The 19,697-nt window shown below is 60.0% G+C and carries 17 protein-coding genes and 1 pseudogene; 15 read left to right on the plus strand and 3 right to left on the minus strand.

Annotated elements, in window-relative coordinates:
* Window positions 1-5: 5 nt before the first annotated feature.
* Window positions 6-518: pseudogene (locus tag BN1134_RS20235) on the plus strand (CHAD domain-containing protein); the annotation flags it as partial.
* A gap of 302 nt (window positions 519-820) precedes the next feature.
* On the opposite strand, the gene metG reads toward BN1134_RS20235, so the two are convergent.
* The gene (gene metG, locus BN1134_RS15870) at window positions 821-2,854 is read right to left on the minus strand and encodes a methionine--tRNA ligase (protein WP_042048406.1); all 2,034 of its coding nucleotides are present in this window, start codon (window positions 2,852-2,854) and stop codon (window positions 821-823) included.
* Window positions 2,855-3,023: 169 nt separating this feature from the next.
* On the opposite strand from metG, the gene apbC reads away from it, so the two are divergent.
* From apbC to BN1134_RS15890, 4 genes are all read left to right on the plus strand, one after another.
* Window positions 3,024-4,100 carry an iron-sulfur cluster carrier protein ApbC gene (gene apbC / locus BN1134_RS15875; protein ID WP_042048408.1) on the plus strand — a complete coding sequence of 359 codons (1,077 nt, stop codon included), beginning with the start codon at window positions 3,024-3,026 and terminating at the stop codon, window positions 4,098-4,100.
* 109 nt (window positions 4,101-4,209) lie between these two features.
* Window positions 4,210-4,854: a uridine kinase gene (gene udk, locus BN1134_RS15880; protein WP_042048409.1), complete on the plus strand. Its 645-nt coding sequence runs from the start codon at window positions 4,210-4,212 to the stop codon at window positions 4,852-4,854.
* 55 nt (window positions 4,855-4,909) lie between these two features.
* Window positions 4,910-5,491 (plus strand): dCTP deaminase, encoded by a 582-nt coding sequence (gene dcd, locus BN1134_RS15885; RefSeq protein WP_042048410.1) that lies wholly within the window; start codon window positions 4,910-4,912, stop codon window positions 5,489-5,491.
* 160 nt (window positions 5,492-5,651) lie between these two features.
* Window positions 5,652-7,121 carry an inorganic phosphate transporter gene (locus BN1134_RS15890; protein WP_042048411.1) on the plus strand — a complete coding sequence of 490 codons (1,470 nt, stop codon included), beginning with the start codon at window positions 5,652-5,654 and terminating at the stop codon, window positions 7,119-7,121.
* A gap of 659 nt (window positions 7,122-7,780) precedes the next feature.
* On the opposite strand, the gene rne is transcribed toward BN1134_RS15890, so the two are convergent.
* A complete protein-coding gene (gene rne / locus BN1134_RS15895; RefSeq protein WP_042048413.1) occupies window positions 7,781-10,765 on the minus strand; it encodes a ribonuclease E in 2,985 nt (994 codons plus the stop codon).
* Window positions 10,766-11,199: 434 nt separating this feature from the next.
* Between rne and rluC the strand changes: the two genes are divergently transcribed.
* Both rluC and BN1134_RS15905 read left to right on the plus strand, forming a co-directional pair.
* Window positions 11,200-12,144 (plus strand): 23S rRNA pseudouridine(955/2504/2580) synthase RluC, encoded by a 945-nt coding sequence (rluC, locus tag BN1134_RS15900; RefSeq protein ID WP_042048415.1) that lies wholly within the window; start codon window positions 11,200-11,202, stop codon window positions 12,142-12,144.
* 2 nt (window positions 12,145-12,146) lie between these two features.
* Window positions 12,147-12,803, plus strand: coding sequence for an HAD family hydrolase (locus tag BN1134_RS15905; protein WP_042048416.1), 657 nt, complete (start codon window positions 12,147-12,149; stop codon window positions 12,801-12,803).
* Between the two features lie 51 nt (window positions 12,804-12,854).
* Here the strand turns inward: BN1134_RS15905 and BN1134_RS15910 are convergent, their stop codons facing one another.
* Window positions 12,855-13,436 carry a Maf family protein gene (locus BN1134_RS15910; RefSeq protein ID WP_042048418.1) on the minus strand — a complete coding sequence of 194 codons (582 nt, stop codon included), beginning with the start codon at window positions 13,434-13,436 and terminating at the stop codon, window positions 12,855-12,857.
* Between the two features lie 117 nt (window positions 13,437-13,553).
* Here BN1134_RS15910 and yceD point away from each other — a divergent pair, with 117 nt between their 5' ends.
* The 8 genes from yceD to fabF all read left to right on the plus strand — a co-directional run bounded on the left by yceD (window position 13,554) and on the right by fabF (window position 19,691).
* Complete coding sequence (gene yceD, locus BN1134_RS19430) at window positions 13,554-14,075, plus strand: 23S rRNA accumulation protein YceD (RefSeq protein WP_084214843.1); 522 nt, start codon at window positions 13,554-13,556, stop codon at window positions 14,073-14,075.
* A gap of 18 nt (window positions 14,076-14,093) precedes the next feature.
* Window positions 14,094-14,261 (plus strand): 50S ribosomal protein L32, encoded by a 168-nt coding sequence (gene rpmF, locus BN1134_RS19435; protein WP_060586081.1) that lies wholly within the window; start codon window positions 14,094-14,096, stop codon window positions 14,259-14,261.
* A 9-nt stretch (window positions 14,262-14,270) separates the two neighbouring features.
* Complete coding sequence (gene plsX, locus BN1134_RS15920; protein ID WP_042048420.1) at window positions 14,271-15,290, plus strand: phosphate acyltransferase PlsX; 1,020 nt, start codon at window positions 14,271-14,273, stop codon at window positions 15,288-15,290.
* Window positions 15,291-15,298: 8 nt separating this feature from the next.
* Entirely contained in the window at window positions 15,299-16,258 is a 960-nt protein-coding gene (locus BN1134_RS15925; RefSeq protein WP_042048421.1) for a beta-ketoacyl-ACP synthase III, read from the plus strand.
* 31 nt (window positions 16,259-16,289) lie between these two features.
* Complete coding sequence (gene fabD, locus BN1134_RS15930) at window positions 16,290-17,225, plus strand: ACP S-malonyltransferase (RefSeq protein WP_042048422.1); 936 nt, start codon at window positions 16,290-16,292, stop codon at window positions 17,223-17,225.
* Window positions 17,226-17,239: 14 nt separating this feature from the next.
* Window positions 17,240-17,974 (plus strand): 3-oxoacyl-ACP reductase FabG, encoded by a 735-nt coding sequence (gene fabG, locus BN1134_RS15935; RefSeq protein ID WP_042048424.1) that lies wholly within the window; start codon window positions 17,240-17,242, stop codon window positions 17,972-17,974.
* A 157-nt stretch (window positions 17,975-18,131) separates the two neighbouring features.
* Window positions 18,132-18,368 (plus strand): acyl carrier protein, encoded by a 237-nt coding sequence (gene acpP, locus BN1134_RS15940; protein ID WP_005352645.1) that lies wholly within the window; start codon window positions 18,132-18,134, stop codon window positions 18,366-18,368.
* A gap of 81 nt (window positions 18,369-18,449) precedes the next feature.
* Window positions 18,450-19,691 carry a beta-ketoacyl-ACP synthase II gene (gene fabF / locus BN1134_RS15945; RefSeq protein WP_042048426.1) on the plus strand — a complete coding sequence of 414 codons (1,242 nt, stop codon included), beginning with the start codon at window positions 18,450-18,452 and terminating at the stop codon, window positions 19,689-19,691.
* The last annotated feature ends 6 nt before the right edge of the window (window positions 19,692-19,697 follow it).

Raw genomic sequence — 19,697 nt, forward strand, 5'->3', positions numbered from 1 at the left:
TGATCATGGAGCGAGAGCGGAAAGTGATCAGCGGCTTCCTGGCGGCCCATGCCACCCTGACGCAGGAGGCGAGCGAGACGGCGGTGCACGGCTATCGCATCGCCGCCCGCCGGTTGCAATCCTTGCTCGCCCTGTGGCGCCCGCTTATCTACAAGCCAAAGCTGGAGCGGCGCCTGGCGCGGGCCATCAATCGCCTCTCGGCCCTGCGCGATGCCCAGGTGCATGCCTTGCGATTTGGCGGCGAGGTGCAGGTTGCCTCGCGCAAGCTGGGGCTGCCGGATCTTTTTGCCGATCTGCGTGACTGGTGCCAGCGCTGCGAGGAGTGGGGATGTCAGCCCAGAGTGGGGGAGATCTACGCCATGTATCTGGGGCAGGGGTTGCTCGAGCATATCGATATTGAGGGGCGCTGGACACCGCGCCATTGGCATCGCTTGCGCCTGATGGTCAAGGAGGCGCGCTATGGCTGCGAGCTGCTGGTACAGGGCGGACAGGCTTCCCCCTCCTGGCTGGCGGGGCTGAGTGAGTGGCAGGAGCGGTTGGGCCAGTTGCAGGATCGCCGCCAATGGCTCAAGCGCCTGCCCGAGGAGGCGTTAAAGGATGAAGAGCGGGCGGCGAGGCAGCAGACACTCGAGCGACAGATGAAGATACGCTGCCGCGAACTGGCATCATGGTTGCCGGCCTTGCGCGAGTTGGCGCTCAAGCTGCTGCGAAGCGAAGCGGCGCGGCAGCGGGGTAACCAGGCGTTATCACAAGAAAAAAGAAGAGAAAAAAAAGAAGGGGCCAAAAGGCCCCTTTTTGCTAGCGCTATCCGCGATACGAGTTACTTGACCCGCATGCCGGGCTGCGCCCCTTCCTGGGGCTCGAGGATCCAGAGATCCTTGCCGCCGGGGCCGGCAGCCAGCACCATCCCTTCAGACATGCCAAAGCGCATTTTGCGCGGAGCCAGGTTGGCCACCATCACGGTCAACTTGCCTTCCAGATCTTCGGGGTTGTAGGCGGACTTGATGCCGGCAAATACCTGACGGGTCTCACCGCCGATGTCGAGCTGCAACTTCAGCAACTTGTCGGCTTCCGGTACGGCTTCGGCTTTTTTGATCAGCGCCACGCGCAGGTCAATCTTGGCAAAGTCGTCATAGCTGATGGTCTCGCTGATGGGGTCGTCCGCCAGCGGGCCGGTCACCTTCGGTGCCTGCTCCTTGGCCAGATCCTCTTTGGAGGCCTCGATCATGGCCTCAATCTTGGTCGGCTCGATGCGGGAGAAGAGCGCCTTGAACGGGGCGACGGTGTGACTGACCAGTGGCGCTGCGATGCCATCCCAGGTCAGGGTCTCACCGAGGAAGGCCTCGGCGCGCGCGGCCAGCTCAGGCATGACGGGCTTGAGGTAGGCCATCAGCACCCGGAACAGGTTGATACCGACCGAGCAGACCGCTTGCAGCTGGGCGTCAGCTCCTTCCTGCTTGGCAATCACCCAGGGCGCCTTGTCGTCGACATAGCGGTTGGCCTTGTCGGCCAGCGCCATGATCTCGCGGATGGCACGGCTGAACTCGCGGCTCTCGTAGGCCTCGCTGATGGCGGTGCGGGCATTGGCAAACTCGGCGTAGAGTTCGGGCTCGGCGCAGCTGGCTGCCAGCTGGCCGTCAAAACGCTTGGCAATAAAGCCGGCGTTGCGAGAAGCCAGGTTAACCAGCTTGTTGACCACGTCGGCGTTTACCCGCTGCACGAAATCATCGAGGTTGAGATCGAGATCGTCGATACGGCTGTTGAGCTTGGCGGCGTAGTAGTAACGCAGGCACTCAGGATCCAGGTGGTTGAGGTAAGTGGACGCCTTGATGAAGGTGCCCTTGGATTTGGACATCTTGGCGCCATTGACCGTCACATAACCGTGCACGTTGACCTTGGTCGGCTTGCGAAAACCCGCCCCTTCGAGCATGGCCGGCCAGAACAGGCAGTGGAAGTAGGCGATGTCCTTGCCGATGAAGTGATAGAGCTCGGCGTCGGAGTCGGCTTTCCAGTAGCTGTCAAAGTCGATGTCGCCACGCTTGTTGCACAGGTTCTTGAACGAGGCCATGTAGCCGATGGGGGCATCGAGCCAGACGTAGAAGTACTTGCCCGGCGCGCCGGGAATTTCGAAGCCGAAGTAGGGGGCATCGCGGGTGATGTCCCATTGCTGCAGGCCGCTTTCGAACCACTCCTGCATCTTGTTGGCCATCTCTTCTTGGATGGCACCGGAGCCGCGTACCCAGCCGGCCAGCCAGGTTTCGAACTGGGGCAGGTCGAAAAAGAAGTGCTCGGAGTCCTTCATCACCGGGGTCGCGCCGGAGACGGCGGATTTGGGGTCGATGAGTTCGGTCGGGCTGTAGGTGGCGCCGCACGCGTCACAGTTGTCGCCGTACTGATCCGGAGACTTGCACTTGGGGCAGGTGCCCTTGACGAAGCGATCCGGCAGGAACATGGCCTTTTCCGGATCGAACAGCTGGGAGATGGTACGGCTCTTTATCTTGCCGCTCTCTTGCAGGCGGGTATAGATGAGCTCGGCCAAGGCGCGGTTCTCGTCGCTGTGGGTCGAGTGGTAGTTGTCGAAGCTGATATGAAAGCCACCGAAATCGGCCTGATGCTCCTCGGAGACCCGGGCAATCATCTCTTCGGGGGCGATTCCCATCTGCTGGGCCTTGAGCATGATCGGTGTGCCGTGGGCATCGTCGGCGCAGATGAAGTGCACCTGATGGCCACGCATTCGCTGATAACGAACCCAGATATCGGCCTGGATGTGCTCGAGCATGTGGCCGAGGTGGATGGAGCCGTTGGCATAGGGGAGGGCGCAGGTTACCAGAATTTTACGGGGATCAGTTGCCATAATGCGTTCTTGATATGCTGATTTGAGTGTTAGAGTGCCGGACATGTTACCCGAAATCGGCCGGATCTGCCTAGCATCGCCACTTGACCGGGCCGGGGAACGTCTTCATTACTATGCTCGTGAGCATATTTATCAGACACAACCACCAAAAAGTGGGGAACAAAGAGTGATGGATGCAGTAAAGCGGATATTGGCCGAATTTAAACCGAAATCGTGGGGCGCAGACCTGATGGCGGCGCACCTTATTAGCGGGCTCTCGCTTGAGCAAGGGCAGCTCACCATCAGCCTCAGTCTGCCGTTTGCCGGCACCGGCTGGCTCGAGTCGATGAAAGAAGAGTGCGAGCCACGCCTGCGTCAACTCGAAGGGGTACAGCACATCGAGTGGCAGATCGCCTGTGACGTGGCGGCCATGCCGCGTGCCGGTAACCTGCCGGCGGTGCAAGGGGTGCGCAACATTCTGGTGGTCGCGTCAGGCAAGGGCGGGGTAGGCAAATCCACCACGGCGGTGAACCTGGCGCTGGCGCTCAAGAGCGAAGGGGCTCGGGTTGCACTGCTCGATGCTGACATCTATGGCCCCTCCGTGCCCATCATGACGGGAACCCAGTCGCAGCGCCCGGTCAGTTACGACGGCAAGTTGATGGAGCCGGTGATGGCTTGCGGCATCGGCTGCAACAGCATCGGTTATCTGGTCGACGAGCAGGATGCCACCATCTGGCGCGGCCCCATGGCGAGCAAGGCGCTGTCGCAGATCCTGCATGAGACCCGCTGGGGCGAGGTGGACTATCTGGTGGTCGACATGCCGCCCGGCACCGGCGATATCCAGCTCACCATGGCCCAGCAGGTGCCCACCTCGGGGGCGCTCATCGTCACCACGCCCCAGGACGTGGCGCTGGCCGATGCCCGCAAAGGGGTGGCCATGTTTAACAAGGTGGGGGTGCCGGTGCTTGGCGTGGTGGAGAACATGAGCTACCACATTTGCAGCGCCTGCGGCCATCACGAGCCGTTGTTTGGCACCGGTGGTGGCCAGAAGATGGCCGAGCAGTATGGCATCAGCCTGCTCGGTCAGCTGCCGCTGCACATCGATATTCGCCAGCACATGGACGATGGCTGCCCGATCGTCTTTCGCTCGCCGGATCACCAGCTCTCCGAGAGTTATCGCAAACTGGCCCGCAACGTGGCGGCGGCCCTCTATTTCAGTGGCAAGCCGGTGGCCACGCCGCTCTTTACCCGCCAGCTGGACGAATAGTACGCGAACGTCGCACCAGAAGGGCGTTGAGGGTGGGCATGGCCCACCCTTTTCCATATAATGGATCGGTTTACACTGCTCATCGGCGCTCTTCTTTTAGGTATTTGTCATGTCTGATACTCAACATTCGTGTGTGATCATCGGGATCGCCGGGGCTTCTGCATCCGGTAAGAGCCTCATTGCCCAGACCATCTATGAAGAGCTGGTGGCTGAGCTGGGGGCTGGCGAGATCGGGGTGATCTCCGAAGACTGTTACTACAAGGATCAGTCCCACCTGACCATGGAAGAGCGGGTCAAGACCAACTATGACCATCCCAATGCGATGGATCACAGCCTGCTGGTGGAGCATCTGCAGTGTCTGGCCAGGGGCGAAGGGGTCAATATTCCCCAGTACTCCTACACGGAACATACCCGCAAGAGTGAAACCGTGCTCTTTGCCCCGCGTCGCGTCATCATCCTCGAGGGGATTTTGCTGCTCACCGATCCGCGTCTGCGCGAGCTGATGGATGCCTCCATCTTCATGGACACGCCACTCGATATCTGCCTCATCCGCCGTCTGGTGCGCGATGTACAAGAGCGCGGCCGCACCATGGAGTCGGTATTGCAGCAGTACCAGAAGACGGTGCGCCCCATGTTCTTGCAGTTTATCGACCCGTCCAAGCAGTATGCCGACGTCATTGTGCCGCGCGGCGGCAAGAATCGCATCGCCATCGACATGCTCAAGGCGCGTATTCGCCACATGTTGATCGGGTGACGGAATAGGGATGAGCCGGGGTCGCCCGGCTTTTTTTCAAGCTAATGGAGACGATATGCGCCTGTGTGATACCGACATCGAACGCTATCTGGATGAAGGAAAAATCGTAATTGAGCCGCGCCCCGGCAGTGAGCGCATTAGTGGCGTCAGTGTTGACGTGTTGCTGGGCAATGCCTTCCGGGTGTTCCGTGACCATACGGCGCCCTATATCGATCTGGGCGGCTCTAGCAGCGAGATGGCCGATGCCATCGATCGGGTGATGAGCGAGGAGATCCACATCGCCGATGGCGATGCTTTCTTCCTGCACCCCGGTGAGCTGGCACTGGCGGTGACCTATGAGTCGGTCACCCTGCCAGCCAATCTGGTCGGCTGGCTCGATGGGCGCTCTTCTCTGGCCCGCCTTGGCCTGATGGTCCACGTGACGGCCCATCGTATCGATCCGGGTTGGTCCGGGCGGATTGTGCTGGAGTTCTACAACGGCGGTAAGCTGCCGCTGGCACTGCGTCCCAAGATGAAGATCGGTGCGCTGAACTTTGAAGTGCTCTCCGGTGAGGCGGCGCGCCCCTATAACAAGCGGGAAAATGCCAAGTACAAGAGCCAACAGGGTGCGGTGGCCAGCCGGATCAGCCAAGACTGAGTCTGGTTGTGGCTAAATAATTAATCACCCCTGACCCCAAGTGGCAGGCGCTGTCGCGTTTGCCACTTTTTTTTGTCATAAAAAAATTGATCTTGGCCCTGTTCATGATCCTGTCATCTGGCATAATCCGCGCACTTCCTAAACGAGGTGTACATTCATAATGTTTGCAATCTTTGAAGGGATGAACCTGTGGCTGGCCCTTGGGCTGGTATTGTCCGTTGTCTTCGTGTTGGCCTATGAATTCATCAATGGCTTCCACGATACAGCCAATGCGGTCGCCACCGTGATCTACACCAAAGCGATGCCGGCACACATTGCCGTCGTCTCCTCCGGCATCTTCAACTTCTTTGGAGTGATGTTTGGCGGTCTTGGTGTGGCTTACGCCATCGTTCATCTGCTCCCCATCGACCTGCTGCTCGGCATGGACTCGCGTCAGGGGCTGGTCATGATCTTCTCCCTCCTTTTCTCTGCCATTGCCTGGAACCTGGGCACCTGGTATCTCGGCATTCCGGCCTCCAGCTCTCACACCCTGATCGGTTCGATCCTGGGGGTGGGTGGTGCCTATGCCTGGCTGGTACATAAGCCGCTGAATGAAGGGATTAACATCAGCAAGGCGATCGACATCATGTTGTCACTGATTGTGTCGCCGACAGTGGGGTTCATTCTCGCTGCCATCTTGCTGTTTGTGATGAAGAAGATCTGGACCGGTCACAAGATCCACAAGACCCCGGAAGAGCGTCTCAAGGTCGATGGCAAGAAGCACCCGCCGTTTTGGGCCCGCCTGACCCTGGTTGCTTCGGCCATGGGGGTGAGCTTCGTGCATGGCTCCAACGATGGTCAGAAGGGGATTGGTCTGCTGATGTTGGTGCTGATCTGCATGGCGCCGGCCCATTTTGCGCTGAACATGAGCAGCAGTGCCTACCATCTGGATCGTACCCAGGACGCCGCCAACCGGATTGCCGAGCTGTACTGGCGCAACCAGGAGCAGGTAAAGCAAGTGGTCGACTTCAGCAAGGAGGGGAAATCCAGTCCCGAGCTGATGGAGCACTGCACTGCCGGGGATGCGTTGCCGAACATTGCGACACTGGACAACCGTCTTGGCAAGGCGCGTACCTATGCTGACATGAGTCTGGAAGATCGCCGTGAGGTGCGTCGCCTGTTGCTGTGCATCGACGATACCGCCAAGAAGGTCTCCAAGCTGCCGCTGCCGGCCAAGGAGCTGAGCGATCTCGCCATCTGGCGTAAGGATCTCATCGCCACGGCCGAATACGCTCCGACCTGGGTCATCGTCTCCATCGCTCTGGCGCTGGGTTGCGGTACCATGGTGGGTTGGCGTCGTATCGTGCATACGGTCGGTGAGAAGATCGGCTCCAAGGGGATGACCTATAGCCAGGGGATTGCGGCTCAAATCACCGCAGCCAGCGCCATCGGTGTCGCCAGTGTCACCGGGATGCCGGTATCCACCACCCACGTGCTCTCGTCTGCGGTGGCGGGGACCATGGTTGCGAATCGTTCCGGGCTACAGACCCAGACCATCAAGACCATCCTGATGGCGTGGATCCTGACGTTACCGCTGACCATGGCTCTTTCTGCTGGGCTGTTCTTGGCGGCTCATGCCTTGTTTGCCTGAATCAGAGAGTTGTGATGAAGACCGGCGCCTTGTGCGCCGGTTTTTTTATGGGCGAATGGCAAAACAGATGCAGATCAAAGGATATTGGTATTATATGCCATCACACAAGAGTGTGGAATTACACATTAATACCAACAGCGCTCCACATTTCCGACCTCCTAAACCTTGTAAAACAGTTCTCTACGATAGAGGGGAACAAACGTCTTCATGGCTCGAAGCGAAAGGCAAAGGCGCATCATGACGTGGAGAGCGCGGAACTATCGGATTGGCAGAGCCATAGGGAAAACCAGGTGGGGAAGGGGTGGGTAAATCCTTCTTACACTGGCGCGTTGATTCGTTTGTATCTGGTGAGTGGCGGCAAGAATCCTACGCCTTGAGGGCGGTGGTGCCGTTGTCCGCCGTGTGATTGCAACTCATGGCTGAATTCGAGGGCAAACTAGGGCAGGGGGCGTGATCCGCATAGCCAATGATGATGGGGACTTGGGGAAACGCGCTTGGTGGGGCCATCTTGGCTGGGTAGCGCTGGCCGGTTGTCGCATTCCCTAGCGACCTAACCCGATGGAGTTGGCTCAGTCATCGCGCCATCGGCGAGCACAGGGGATACATAAAAAAAGAGCCACCCTGAGGTGGCTCTTTTACGGCTCTGACAAATCAGAGGATCAAGGGCGTCCAGCCGGGCTGTTGGCCTGATGCTGGGCGGCGCTGCGGCCACCATGACGACCAGAGCTTTCCACTTCGGCACGCACCAGCGGCGGATAAGCAACCGGCTCACGAGCGGGCAGGGCAGGAGCCGGCTCAGGACGGGTCATGGGAGCGGTGGCGCGGCGAGCGCGGGCGAGCACGCCTTGGCCTGCTGCCTGACGGTTGGGCGCCGCCTTGGCCACTACCTTGGCCTTCGGATCGGAGATCACAGGTGCCTCAACCGGAGCGGGTTCGGCGACGGCCATGCTGGCTGGGGCCGGTTGCACCGCTTCAGCAACGGCCGGGGCCGGCACTTCCTCGGCAGCCACAGGGGCGGTCGGTGCTACGACCTCAGCCTCTACGACTTCCGAGACGACGCCTTGCGGTGCGATGGTTTCGGCCTTGGCCTCTACTGGCGCAGCAACGGGGGCGGGGGCTACCACCGGCGCACCAAACAGCGGCGCTGCGGCTTCAGCGGCCAGAGCCGGCGTCTCGTTCACCATGGGGTGCTCGATCTCTTCCACCGCCGGAGCGCTAGCGGTGACCACCGGCTGTTCTTCGGCCATGGCTGGCTCTTCCTCACGCTGGCGACGCACGTCTTCATTGATGCGCTTGCGACGTTGCTGGCCTTCGCGCGGCGTACGCTCACGCTGACGGCGCTGGGCCTCGTCTACACCTTCAGCCTTGAGCGCGGTTTGCGATTCAGCCGCAGCAGCGCTGGGCTGCACGCTCACCTCTTCGCTTGCCACGACGGCGGCGTCGGCTACATCGGCACGGATCTGCTTGCGCAGTTGGCGACGTTCGCGGCGTTCAGCCACCTTCTGCTCTTTCTCTTGGCGCTGCACCTGCTCTTGCTGGCTCAGCTCGGCTTCACGAACCGGTGCAACCTGCGGCTTGTCGGCACGCGGCTCGCGCTCTTGACGCGGGGCTCGCTCCTGGCGCGGCGCACGCTCGGCACGGGGCTGACGCTCTTCACGCGGTTCGCGTTCGGTGCGGGCCTCGCGCGGTTGGCGCTCCTCACGGGGTTCACGCTCCTTACGTGGACGCTTGGTGCGGTCATCACGGGACGCCGTTTCGCTCTTCTCTTCGGCGGCAGGGCGGGCGCTGCGCTCGTCGCGGCGACGTTCACTACGGCGCGCCTGATCGCGATCACCACGCTCACGGCGGTTATCTTCGCGAGGCTGGCGGCGGCGGGTGTCGCTCTTTTGGTGCGTCTTTTGCTCAGGTTCGCTGGCAACGACGGGGGCCTCGCGCTCTTCTTGCTTGGCGGAACCAAACAAAGAGCCGAACAGACGGCTCAGGAAGCCGGATTTGACCTGCTCTTCTTCAACCTTGACCACGGCGGTGACCGGGGTGGCGGGAGCCGGCTTGCTCGGCTGGCTAAAGCCTTGCAGCAGCGGCTGGTCACGCTCGACCACTTGAACCTGGCGCGGCTGGTAAGCCGGCTTGACCACTTCGGTCTTGAGCTCGTAGCTGGCCGCTTCCGGGATCTCATTTTTGCGAATGCGGGTGACCTCGTAGTGCGGGGTCTCCAGATGCTGGTTCGGAATGATGTAGACGCGCACGTCGTTGCGCTGCTCGAGGCTGGCGATGGCGCCACGCTTCTCGTTGAGCAGATAGGCGGCGACGTCGACCGGCACCTGGCCGTGCACCTGTTCGGTGTTGTCCTTCATCGCCTCTTCTTCGATGAGGCGCAGGATGGAGAGGGCCAGTGATTCGTTGTCACGAATAACCCCCTGACCCTGGCAACGGGGGCAGATGTGGCTGCTCGACTCGTTGAGGGAGGGGCGCAGACGTTGACGCGACATCTCGAGCAGACCGAAACGGGAGATCCGGCCGAGCTGGATGCGGGCCCTGTCCTGATGCACGGCTTCGCGCAGGCGGTTCTCTACCTCACGCTGGTGACGCACCGGGGTCATGTCGATGAAGTCGATGACAATGAGGCCACCTAAGTCACGCAGACGCAGCTGGCGAGCGATCTCGTCGGCCGCTTCCAGGTTGGTCTGCAAGGCGGTCTCTTCGATGTCACCGCCCTTGGTGGCGCGCGCCGAGTTGATGTCGATGGAGGTCAGGGCCTCGGTCGGATCGATGACGATACTGCCGCCGGAGGGGAGGCGCACTTCGCGCTGGAAGGCCGATTCAATCTGGCTTTCGATCTGGAAGTGGTTGAACAGGGGCACTTCACCCTTGTACTGCTTGACCCGGCTGATGAAGTCAGGGCGTACCAGCTCGATGTGAGACTTGGCGCGCTCGAACACGCTGGGGTTGTCGATCAAAATCTCGCCCACGTCGCGACGCAGGTAGTCGCGGATGGCGCGCACGATGACGTTGCTTTCTTGGTGGATCAGCACAGGGGCCGGTACGTTCTCGGCGGCCTTGCGGATCGATTCCCAATGGTTGAGCAGGACGTTCAGATCCCACTCCAGCTCTTCTTGGGATTTGCCCACGCCGGCGGTACGCACGATGAGGCCCATGCCATCCGGCACGGTCAGGCCGTTCATGGCCTCTTTCAGCTCGGTGCGCTCATCACCCTCGATACGACGGGAGATGCCGCCGGCTCGGGGGTTGTTCGGCATCAACACCAGGTAGCTGCCGGCCAGACTGATGAAGGTAGTGAGGGCTGCACCCTTGGTGCCACGCTCTTCCTTATCGATCTGGACGATCACTTCCTGACCCTCGCGGATCACTTCTTTGATATTGGGACGGCCTTGATAGGAGTAACCGGAGGGGAAGTAGGTGCGGGCGATCTCCTTAAGCGGCAGGAAACCGTGGCGCTCGGCGCCGTAATCGACGAAGGCAGCTTCGAGACTGGGCTCTACCCGGGTGATTTTACCCTTGTAGATGTTGGCTTTCTTCTGCTCGTGTCCCGGACTTTCGATATCGAGGTCGTAGAGCTGTTGTCCGTCAACCAGCGCTACGCGCAACTCTTCTTCCTGAGTCGCGTTGATCAGCATTCTTTTCATTGATTTCTCATTGTTGTGTCATGTGTTTTCCTCCACAGGAGCGCAGCCAGCGCCGGCCTCGGGTCTGCAGCATACGGGGGCAACCTCCCGGTTGGGGTATGCATGAGGCGCTACAAACTTGGGCGCATTGGTCATGCCCTGATAGGGATGCAGGGGATGAAAAGGCTTCCAGTGTGGAGACAATGTGTGGTTTTGTGCACTGCGCTCTCCATGCATCAACATCGCTCCTTGGCACAGTGTCCAACGATACGTGACCTTGGCCTGACGGGCGGAATGGGTGATGATACGCCCACGTTGAACAAGGCTTGAGCGGTCTTACAAAACCGCCTTTATTATCCCATTTAAACCTGACCCATAGCAAGGCGGCATTTTTCACGGTTTTTATAAAAACAGGGCAGCCAAGGGGAGGGGGAGGGTGATAGAATCCGCGGCCTATGACACAGATCACACAACAAGTGCAGCTGCTCACCATCGAAGCTGAGCACGAAGGGCAGCGCATCGATAACTTTCTTAAGACTCAGCTCAAAGGGGTTCCCAAGAGCCTTATCTATCGCATCCTGCGCAAGGGGGAAGTGCGCGTAAACAAAAAGCGCGTCAAACCCGAATACAAACTCAATGTCGGCGACGAAGTGCGCGTGCCGCCGGTGCGGGTGGCCGAGAAAAATGAACTGCCCTCGGCCAACCTGAGCAGCATCCAGCGGCTTGAAGGGCAGATCCTGTTCGAAGATGACGCCATCATCGTGCTCAACAAGCCATCCGGTATGGCGGTGCACGGTGGCAGCGGGGTGAGCTTCGGTGTCATCGAAGGGCTGCGAGCATTGCGCCCCGACGCCCGCTTCATGGAGCTGGTACACCGCCTCGACCGCGACACCTCGGGCGTGCTGCTGATCGCCAAGAAGCGCAGTGCCCTGCGCGGCCTGCATGAGCAGCTGCGCAGCAAGACCATGCGCAAGCAATACCTGGCCCTGGTGCGTGGACGCTGGCAGTCCCACGTCAAGGTGGTGAGTGCGCCGCTGCGTAAAAATGAGTTGCAGTCTGGCGAGCGCGTGGTGCGGGTGAGCGCCGATGGCAAGCCTTCCGAGACCCGGTTTCGCATCGTGCGCCAGTTTGCCGAGGCGACACTGATGGAGTGCAGCCCCATCACAGGGCGTACCCACCAGATCCGGGTGCACACCCTGCACGCCGGCCATCCTATCGCCTGCGATGACAAATATGGTGAAGCCCAGTTTGACGAAAAGATGCGTGAGAAAGGGCTCAATCGCCTGTTCCTGCACGCTTGGCGTCTGACCTTCACCCATCCGGCTGACGGGCGTGAGATCAAGGTTGAAGCCCCGCTTGGCGAACCGCTTGAGGCGTTTCTCAATCAGTTGGAACGCTAACGATGGCGTGGCGGCAACAGGTTCGGCTGGCCATCTTCGATTGGGATGGCACCCTGATGAACTCAGTGGCGCGTATCGTCGCCTGCGTATATGGGGCGGCCCGTGACTGCGGCTATCCCATACCCGATGAAGAAGAGGCGAAACGGATCATCGGGTTGAGCCTCTCGGCCGGTCTGGCCCGCCTGTTTGACGACGACGAGCACTCAGCGCAAACGGCCCGCCTGGTGGAGCGCTATCGCCACCATTGGCGTCATGATCCCACGCCGAGCCCCTTGTTTGATGGGGCCAGCGAGTTGCTGCATGCCTGGCATGGGCAGGGGATTTTACTGGCCGTGGCCACCGGTAAATCCCGTGCCGGGCTTGATCGGGTGCTCGATGATACGGGGCTGCGTTCCCTGTTTGCCGCCAGTCGCGGCGCCGATGAGGCGCGCTCCAAGCCCGATCCCCTGATGCTGACACAACTGCTGGATGAGCTGGCGATACCGCTGGAGCAAGCGGTGATGATCGGCGACTCGGTGCATGATCTGGGGATGGCGGCCACGCTTGGCATGAACAGGATCGGGGTGACCTGGGGGGTGGATTCTCGCGCCAGGTTGGCCGGTTTTTCCCCGGTCGCATTGGTCGATTCCATGACTGAGCTGCGACAGACGCTGGGGTGAGTGCAAGACGGGGCCATGGGCCCCGTTTTTATTTGTCACGCTCCCGCCTGGTCAGGGGAGGGTGAGGCCATGACGCGCGAGCAGCTCGATCAGGGCAATCAGTGGCAGGCCGATCAAGGCGTTGGGATCGCGCCCCTCCAGGGCACGAAACAGAGCAATCCCCATGCCTTCGCTTTTGAAACTGCCCGCGCAATCATAGGGCTCCTCGGCGTGCAGGTAGCGGGTGAGTGCGGCATCGTCCAGAGCGCGAAAATGCACGCTAAAGGGCTCAACCATGGCGTGCTGCTCGCCGGTGGCCGCGTTGATCACGCAAAGGCCAGTGTAGAAGATGACCGATTTCCCCTGCGCCGCCTTGAGCTGCGCCAGGGCGTTATCGAAGTTACCGGGTTTGCCAAGAATGCGATCATCGCAGACACACACCTGATCAGAGCCGATCACCAGCGCGTGATCATGATGCTCGGCCACGGCGCGGGCTTTGGCGATGGCGAGCCTGAGCACCAGATCCGCGCCGCTCTCCCCGGCATGCGCCGTCTCGTCCACATCCGGCGCCTGCATCTCGAAGGGGAAGCCGAGCTTGCTGAGCAGGCTGGCGCGATAGCGAGAAGTTGAGGCGAGAATCACTTTTTCTGGCATACTGTCACTCCGATGAAGGCAAGTCCCGCCATTCTAGGGAGTTGTGCGTTAAAAATCATCGCGGTAAGTGGTTTTTCCTTTGACTATAAGCCCTTGGATCTATATCATTCGCGCCCTATGCAAAAGGTGAAGTTGCCCGTAAAGGTTGATCCAGTTCGTACTGCCTTGAAGCTGCTCGATTATGTCGGGATAGTGGAAAAGTCGCAGATGCCCAGGCTGGAGGAGTCAACCGCTGGCTTGCTCGGTGATGTGGACGCATCCCTGCACTTTGGTAAAGATGTTCAGAAGCTGACTGTAATGAAAGGCACTGCCCATGCCGAGGTCAATCTGATTTGCCAACGTTGTGGAGAGACATTCACCCACCGTTGTGAAGCTGAATTCATCTATACTCCGATGTTCGAAAGAACTGACGAGGTAGAGCTGCCGGAAGCTTATGAGCCCATTGAATTGGATGAAAATGGCGAGATAGACCTGCATCAAATCCTGGAGGATGAACTCATCCTCGCCCTGCCGCTGGTACCCATGCACCCTGTGGATGAGTGCCCGAGAGGGAAGATGGAGATGAGCTTTGGTCACATCGAACCTGCTGATGAGCGCCCGAATCCCTTTGCAGTTCTTGAAGAACTCAAACGTAAGTGAATTAGGAGTTAGCCTACCATGGCCGTACAACAGAACCGTAAAACCCGCGCCAAGCGTGGCATGCGTCGTTCCCACGATGCCCTGACCGCTGCTGCACTGACTGTTGATCAGACCAGTGGTGAAACTCATCGTCGTCACCATGTGACTGCCGATGGTTTCTACCGCGGTAAAAAGGTTATCGCCTAAGGCGTGCCTTTGTCTGCGCTCACTGTCGCGTTAGACATAATGGGGGGTGACAACGGCCCCTCGGTTACAGTGCCTGCCTCCGTGCAGGCACTGTCGCTTCTGCCCCGGCTCAATCTGATCCTGGTGGGCGACCTCTCCCGTTGCGATGCTCTGCTGCGCCAGCATGGCCTGCTCTCTCATCCCCGCGTTCGTCTCCTGCATGCTTCACAAGTGGTGGGCATGGGGGAAAAACCCATTCACGCCCTGCGTCATCAAAAAGACTCCTCCATGCGGCTGGCTCTCGAGCTGGTCAAGAGTGGCGAGGCTGGGGCCTGCGTCAGCGCCGGTAATACCGGGGCACTGATGGCGATGGCCAAATGTGTGCTCAAGTCCTTGCCTGGCGTCGATCGTCCCGCGCTGGTAAAGGGGCTGCCCGCCTTGGAGGGCAAGCGCTCTTATCTGCTCGATCTCGGGGCCAATGTCAGCTGTGATGCCGACGCCTTGCTGCAATTTGCGGTGATGGGGGCCGTGCTGGCCGAACGGGTTGAGGGGATAGCCCATCCCAAGGTGGCGCTGCTCAACGTGGGGGAAGAGGAGATCAAGGGCAACGATCTGGTGCGCCACAGTGCCGAGCTACTCGGTCAGTGTCCCGCTTTGAATTTTATCGGTTTTGTGGAAGGCAACGAGCTGTTCAGCGGCAAGGCCGATGTCATTGTCTGCGACGGGTTTGTCGGCAATGTCGCCTTGAAAACGGCGGAGGGTGTCGCACGCATGATGGCTGATGCGGTGGGCATGGGAGGACGAAAACGTACCTTTATTGGCCGTATCGCCTCATTTTTGCTCAAACAACGCTTTTCCAACTTGAACCCCGACCAGTATAACGGCGCAAGTCTGTTAGGATTGCGCGGTATTGTGGTAAAAAGTCACGGCAGCGCCAATGAGCGGGCCCTATGTCATGCGATCTTGCTAGCGGCAGGGGAAGTCAAAGCACAACTCCCTGCCCAGATTGCCGATCGCCTGGAAACTGTCCTCTCCGACAGGGATCAATAATTACATCTATGCACAGCAAAATTCTGGGAACCGGCAGTTACCTGCCAGCCTCGGTGCGAACCAACGCCGATCTTGAACAGATGGTGGAAACCAGTGACGAGTGGATCGTTGAGCGTACCGGTATCCGTGAGCGCCACATCGCCGATGAGGGTGACACCGTCGCCAGCCTGGGCTATCAGGCCGCACTGCGTGCGCTGGATGCCGCCGGTCTGACCCCTGACGATCTCGACATGATAGTGCTGGGTACCACCAGCGCCGAGAATGCGTTTCCGGCCGCGGCCTGCGAGCTGCTGGCCATGCTCGGGGTGACCGGTATTCCGGCTTTCGACGTCGCCGCCGCTTGCGCCGGCTTCACCTACGCCCTCTCCATCGCCGATCAGTTTGTCAAATCCGGCGCCGCCCGCAACGTCCTGGTGGTGGGGGCCGACGTGCTCTCACGCATGTGCGATCCGACCGATCGCGGCACCATCATCCTGTTTGGTGATGGGGCAGGGGCCGTGGTGATCGGCCGCTCCGACACACCGGGCATTCTTTCGACCCATCTGCACGCCGATGGTCGCTACGGCGATCTGCTCAAGCTGCCCCAACCGCGTCGCGGCATGACAGGCTCCGAGATGGAAGCCTACATGTATATGAAGGGCAACGATGTTTTCAAAGTGGCGGTCACCCGCCTTAGCGAGATCGTGACCGAAACCCTGGCGGCGGCCGGCGTCGAGCCCAGCGAGCTTGACTGGCTGGTGCCGCACCAGGCCAACTATCGCATCATCAATGCCACCGCCAAGAAGCTTGGTATGAGCCTTGATAAGGTGGTGCTGACTCTCGACAAGCACGGCAACACCTCGGCCGCCTCGGTTCCCATTGCCCTCGATGAAGGGGTGCGCGATGGTCGCATTCAGCGCGGGCAGTTGGTGCTGCTCGAGGCATTCGGCGGCGGTTTTGCCTGGGGCTCGGCCCTGGTTCGCTTCTGATCCCGATCTCTTCTTTTGCAAGGAGTTTGACATGACTCAATTCGCCATCGCCTTCCCGGGCCAGGGCTCCCAGTCCGTTGGCATGTTGGCCGAGCTGGCCGAACAGCACCCGATCATCAAGGAGACCTTCGCCGAGGCGAGCGCCGTGCTGGGCTACGATCTGTTCGCACTGGTGCAGCAGGGGCCGGTCGAAGAGCTCGGCAAAACCTGGCGTACTCAGCCTGCGCTGCTGACCGCTTCAGTGGCCCTGTGGCGCCTGTGGCAAGCACAGGGCGGCAAGCAGCCGGCCGTGATGGCGGGCCACAGCCTGGGTGAGTACTCCGCCCTGGTGTGCAGTGGCGCGCTGGCCTTTGCCGACGCGGTGAAACTGGTGGAGCTGCGTGGCCTTGCCATGCAAGAAGCCGTGCCGGAAGGCACCGGTGCCATGGCGGCCATCATCGGTCTGGATAACGACGCCATCGCCGCCAACTGTGAACTGGCTGCCGAAGGGCAGGTGGTCTCTCCGGTCAACTTCAACTCCCCGGGGCAGGTGGTGATCGCCGGCCACAAAGAGGCGGTCGAGCGGGCCAACGCCTTGATGAAGGCTTCCGGCGCCAAGCGTGCACTGCCGCTGCCGGTCTCTGTGCCTTCTCACTGCGCCCTGATGAAACCGGCGGCCGAAAAGCTGGCCGCGGCCCTTGAAGGTATCGAGGTGAAGGCCCCGCTGATCCCGGTTATCAACAACGTGGACGTGGCTAAAGAGCGCGACCCCGCTGCCATCAAGCAGGCGCTGGTTCGCCAGCTCTACAGCCCGGTGCGCTGGAGCGAAACCGTGGTGGCCATGGCCGATGACGGCATTGCACTCGCTATCGAGATGGGGCCTGGCAAGGTGTTGACCGGCTTGGCCAAGCGCTGTGATGCCCGTGTCGAAGGGATCCACGCCAACGATCCGGCCTCTTTCGAGGCGGCGTTGGCCAAGGTTAATTGAGCAGGAGTAACGAGATGAGCTTTACCGACAAGGTTGTTCTGGTGACCGGCGCCAGCCGCGGCATCGGCCGCGCTATTGCCGAGGCCTTTGCCGCCCAGGGCGCCCAGGTGGTGGGAACCGCCACCAGCGAGAGCGGCGCCGAAGCCATCAGCGCCTATCTGGGCGAGCAGGGCTGCGGTCTGGCACTCAATGTGACCGACGCCGCTTCTGTTGAGCAGGTGCTTGGCGCCATCAAGGCACGTTTTGGTGAGGTGGACATCCTCATCAACAACGCCGGCATCACCCGCGACAACCTGTTGATGCGGATGAAGGACGATGAGTGGAACGATATCATCGAGACCAACCTCACATCTCTTTATCGCCTGAGCAAGCCGGTATTGCGGGCCATGATGAAAAAACGTTATGGTCGCATCATCAGCATTGGTTCTGTGGTCGGCACCATGGGCAATGCAGGGCAGACCAACTATGCCGCCGCCAAGGCAGGCCTGATTGGGTTTACCAAGTCCCTGGCCCGTGAAGTGGCCTCCCGTGGTATCACCGTCAACGCGGTGGCGCCCGGCTTTATTGAGACCGACATGACCCGTGCTCTGAACGAAGAGCAGCGTGCCGGTATCATGAATCAGGTGCCGGCTGCGCGCCTTGGCGATCCGAAAGAGATCGCTGCTGCTGTGGTTTTCCTTGCCTCAGAACAGGCAAGTTACATCACCGGCGAGACGCTGCATGTTAATGGCGGTATGTACATGGTGTAATCAATTTGTCGTGAGATCTGTTCGAAATTGCGATAATACGCCGAAGTTCGTGCATTTTCGTGGTTTGACCAGAAGCAAGTTGCTTGCAAAGTCACGTCATTTGAATAAACTACTGCAACCAGACGCAATTGCGTATTTTTAAAGGAAAATTCAGGTCATGAGCAACATCGAAGAACGCGTAAAGAAAATCATCGTCGAGCAGCTGGGCGTTAAAGAAGAAGACGTCAAGAACAGCGCTTCCTTCGTCGACGATCTGGGCGCTGACTCCCTGGACACCGTTGAGCTGGTAATGGCCCTTGAAGAAGAATTCGACACCGAAATTCCTGATGAAGAAGCTGAGAAGATCACCACTGTTCAAGCGGCTATCGACTACATCAACGCCAACCAAGAATAACTTTTCTTGTGTTGCGAGAAGCGGCCTGCGGGCCGCTTCTTCTATCCAGCTTTCCTAAAATTCCTCTCGGAGACTACCTCAGTGTCAAAACGCAGAGTCGTGGTGACCGGCCTGGGCATGCTTTCCCCGGTAGGCAACAGCGCTGAAGCCAGCTGGCAGGCCCTGCTCCAGGGTCAGAGCGGCATTACCCACATCGACCACTTCGATACCACCGATTTCCCCACCCGTTTTGCCGGTCTGGTCAAAGATTTCGATGCCGAGCAGTATGGCATCAATCGTAAAGAGGCCCGCAAGATGGATCTCTTTATCCAATACGGTGTCGTGGCGGGTCTGCAGGCCATCGAGGATGCGGCGCTCACCATCGATGAGCACAATGCCGATCGGATCGGTGTCGCTATCGGTTCCGGTATCGGTGGCCTTGGGCTCATCGAGGCGAATCACGACAGCCTGATCAAGGGTGGCGCCCGCAAGATCAGTCCCTTCTTCGTGCCCTCCACCATCATCAACATGGTGTCTGGTCACCTCTCCATCATGAAGGGGCTACAAGGTCCGAATATCGCCGTAACCACCGCCTGCACCACGGGCACCCACGCCATCGGCATGGCCGCCCGGATGATCGCCTATGGTGATGCCGATGTGATGGTGGCCGGTGGCGCCGAGAAGGCCTCCACCCCGATGGGGATGGGGGGCTTCGCCGCCGCCAAGGCGCTCTCTACCCGCAATGACGAGCCGCAGAAGGCGAGCCGTCCGTGGGACAAGGAGCGCGATGGTTTCGTACTGGGTGATGGTGCCGGTGTACTGGTACTGGAAGAGTACGAACATGCCAAGGCGCGTGGCGCCAAGATCTATGCCGAGCTGGTCGGCTTTGGCATGAGTGGCGACGCTCATCACATGACGGCACCGCCCGATGATGGCAGCGGTGCTGCCCGCGCCATGCTGGCCGCCATCAAAGATGCCGGCATCGACGCTAGCCAGATTGGCTACATCAATGCCCATGGTACGTCCACTCCGCTGGGCGACGTGGCCGAGCTGCGTGGTGTGAAGCGCGTGATGGGTGAGCATGCCAAGTCTGTCATGGTCAGCTCCACCAAGTCGATGACCGGTCACCTGCTGGGTGCGGCCGGCGCCATTGAGGCCATCATCACCGTGCTGGCCCTGCGCGATCAGGTGGCTCCGCCGACCATCAATCTGGATAACCCGGACGAGGAGTGCGATCTCGATCTGGTGCCCCATGTGGCCAAGAAGGGGGCGTTCGAGTATGCCCTCTCCAACTCGTTTGGCTTTGGCGGCACCAATGGCTCGCTGATCTTCAAGCGCGTATAATCGTCC

Origin of the sequence: Aeromonas simiae, assembly GCF_000820125.1 — a bacterium.
In the GTDB taxonomy this organism is placed as follows: Bacteria; Pseudomonadota; Gammaproteobacteria; order Enterobacterales; family Aeromonadaceae; genus Aeromonas; species Aeromonas simiae.

Excerpts from the sequence above, each read along its gene's own strand:
- rne (WP_042048413.1), bottom strand. The coding sequence starts at position 10,765 with ATGAAAAGAATGCTGATCAACGCGACTCAGGAAGAAGAGTTGCGCGTA.
- BN1134_RS15890 (WP_042048411.1), top strand. The coding sequence starts at position 5,652 with ATGTTTGCAATCTTTGAAGGGATGAACCTGTGGCTGGCCCTTGGGCTG.
- dcd (WP_042048410.1), top strand. The coding sequence starts at position 4,910 with ATGCGCCTGTGTGATACCGACATCGAACGCTATCTGGATGAAGGAAAA.
- BN1134_RS15925 (WP_042048421.1), top strand. The coding sequence starts at position 15,299 with ATGCACAGCAAAATTCTGGGAACCGGCAGTTACCTGCCAGCCTCGGTG.
- metG (WP_042048406.1), bottom strand. The coding sequence starts at position 2,854 with ATGGCAACTGATCCCCGTAAAATTCTGGTAACCTGCGCCCTCCCCTAT.
- rpmF (WP_060586081.1), top strand. The coding sequence starts at position 14,094 with ATGGCCGTACAACAGAACCGTAAAACCCGCGCCAAGCGTGGCATGCGT.
- acpP (WP_005352645.1), top strand. The coding sequence starts at position 18,132 with ATGAGCAACATCGAAGAACGCGTAAAGAAAATCATCGTCGAGCAGCTG.
- BN1134_RS15910 (WP_042048418.1), bottom strand. The coding sequence starts at position 13,436 with ATGCCAGAAAAAGTGATTCTCGCCTCAACTTCTCGCTATCGCGCCAGC.
- apbC (WP_042048408.1), top strand. The coding sequence starts at position 3,024 with ATGGATGCAGTAAAGCGGATATTGGCCGAATTTAAACCGAAATCGTGG.
- rluC (WP_042048415.1), top strand. The coding sequence starts at position 11,200 with ATGACACAGATCACACAACAAGTGCAGCTGCTCACCATCGAAGCTGAG.
- BN1134_RS15905 (WP_042048416.1), top strand. The coding sequence starts at position 12,147 with ATGGCGTGGCGGCAACAGGTTCGGCTGGCCATCTTCGATTGGGATGGC.
- fabG (WP_042048424.1), top strand. The coding sequence starts at position 17,240 with ATGAGCTTTACCGACAAGGTTGTTCTGGTGACCGGCGCCAGCCGCGGC.
- yceD (WP_084214843.1), top strand. The coding sequence starts at position 13,554 with ATGCAAAAGGTGAAGTTGCCCGTAAAGGTTGATCCAGTTCGTACTGCC.
- fabD (WP_042048422.1), top strand. The coding sequence starts at position 16,290 with ATGACTCAATTCGCCATCGCCTTCCCGGGCCAGGGCTCCCAGTCCGTT.
- udk (WP_042048409.1), top strand. The coding sequence starts at position 4,210 with ATGTCTGATACTCAACATTCGTGTGTGATCATCGGGATCGCCGGGGCT.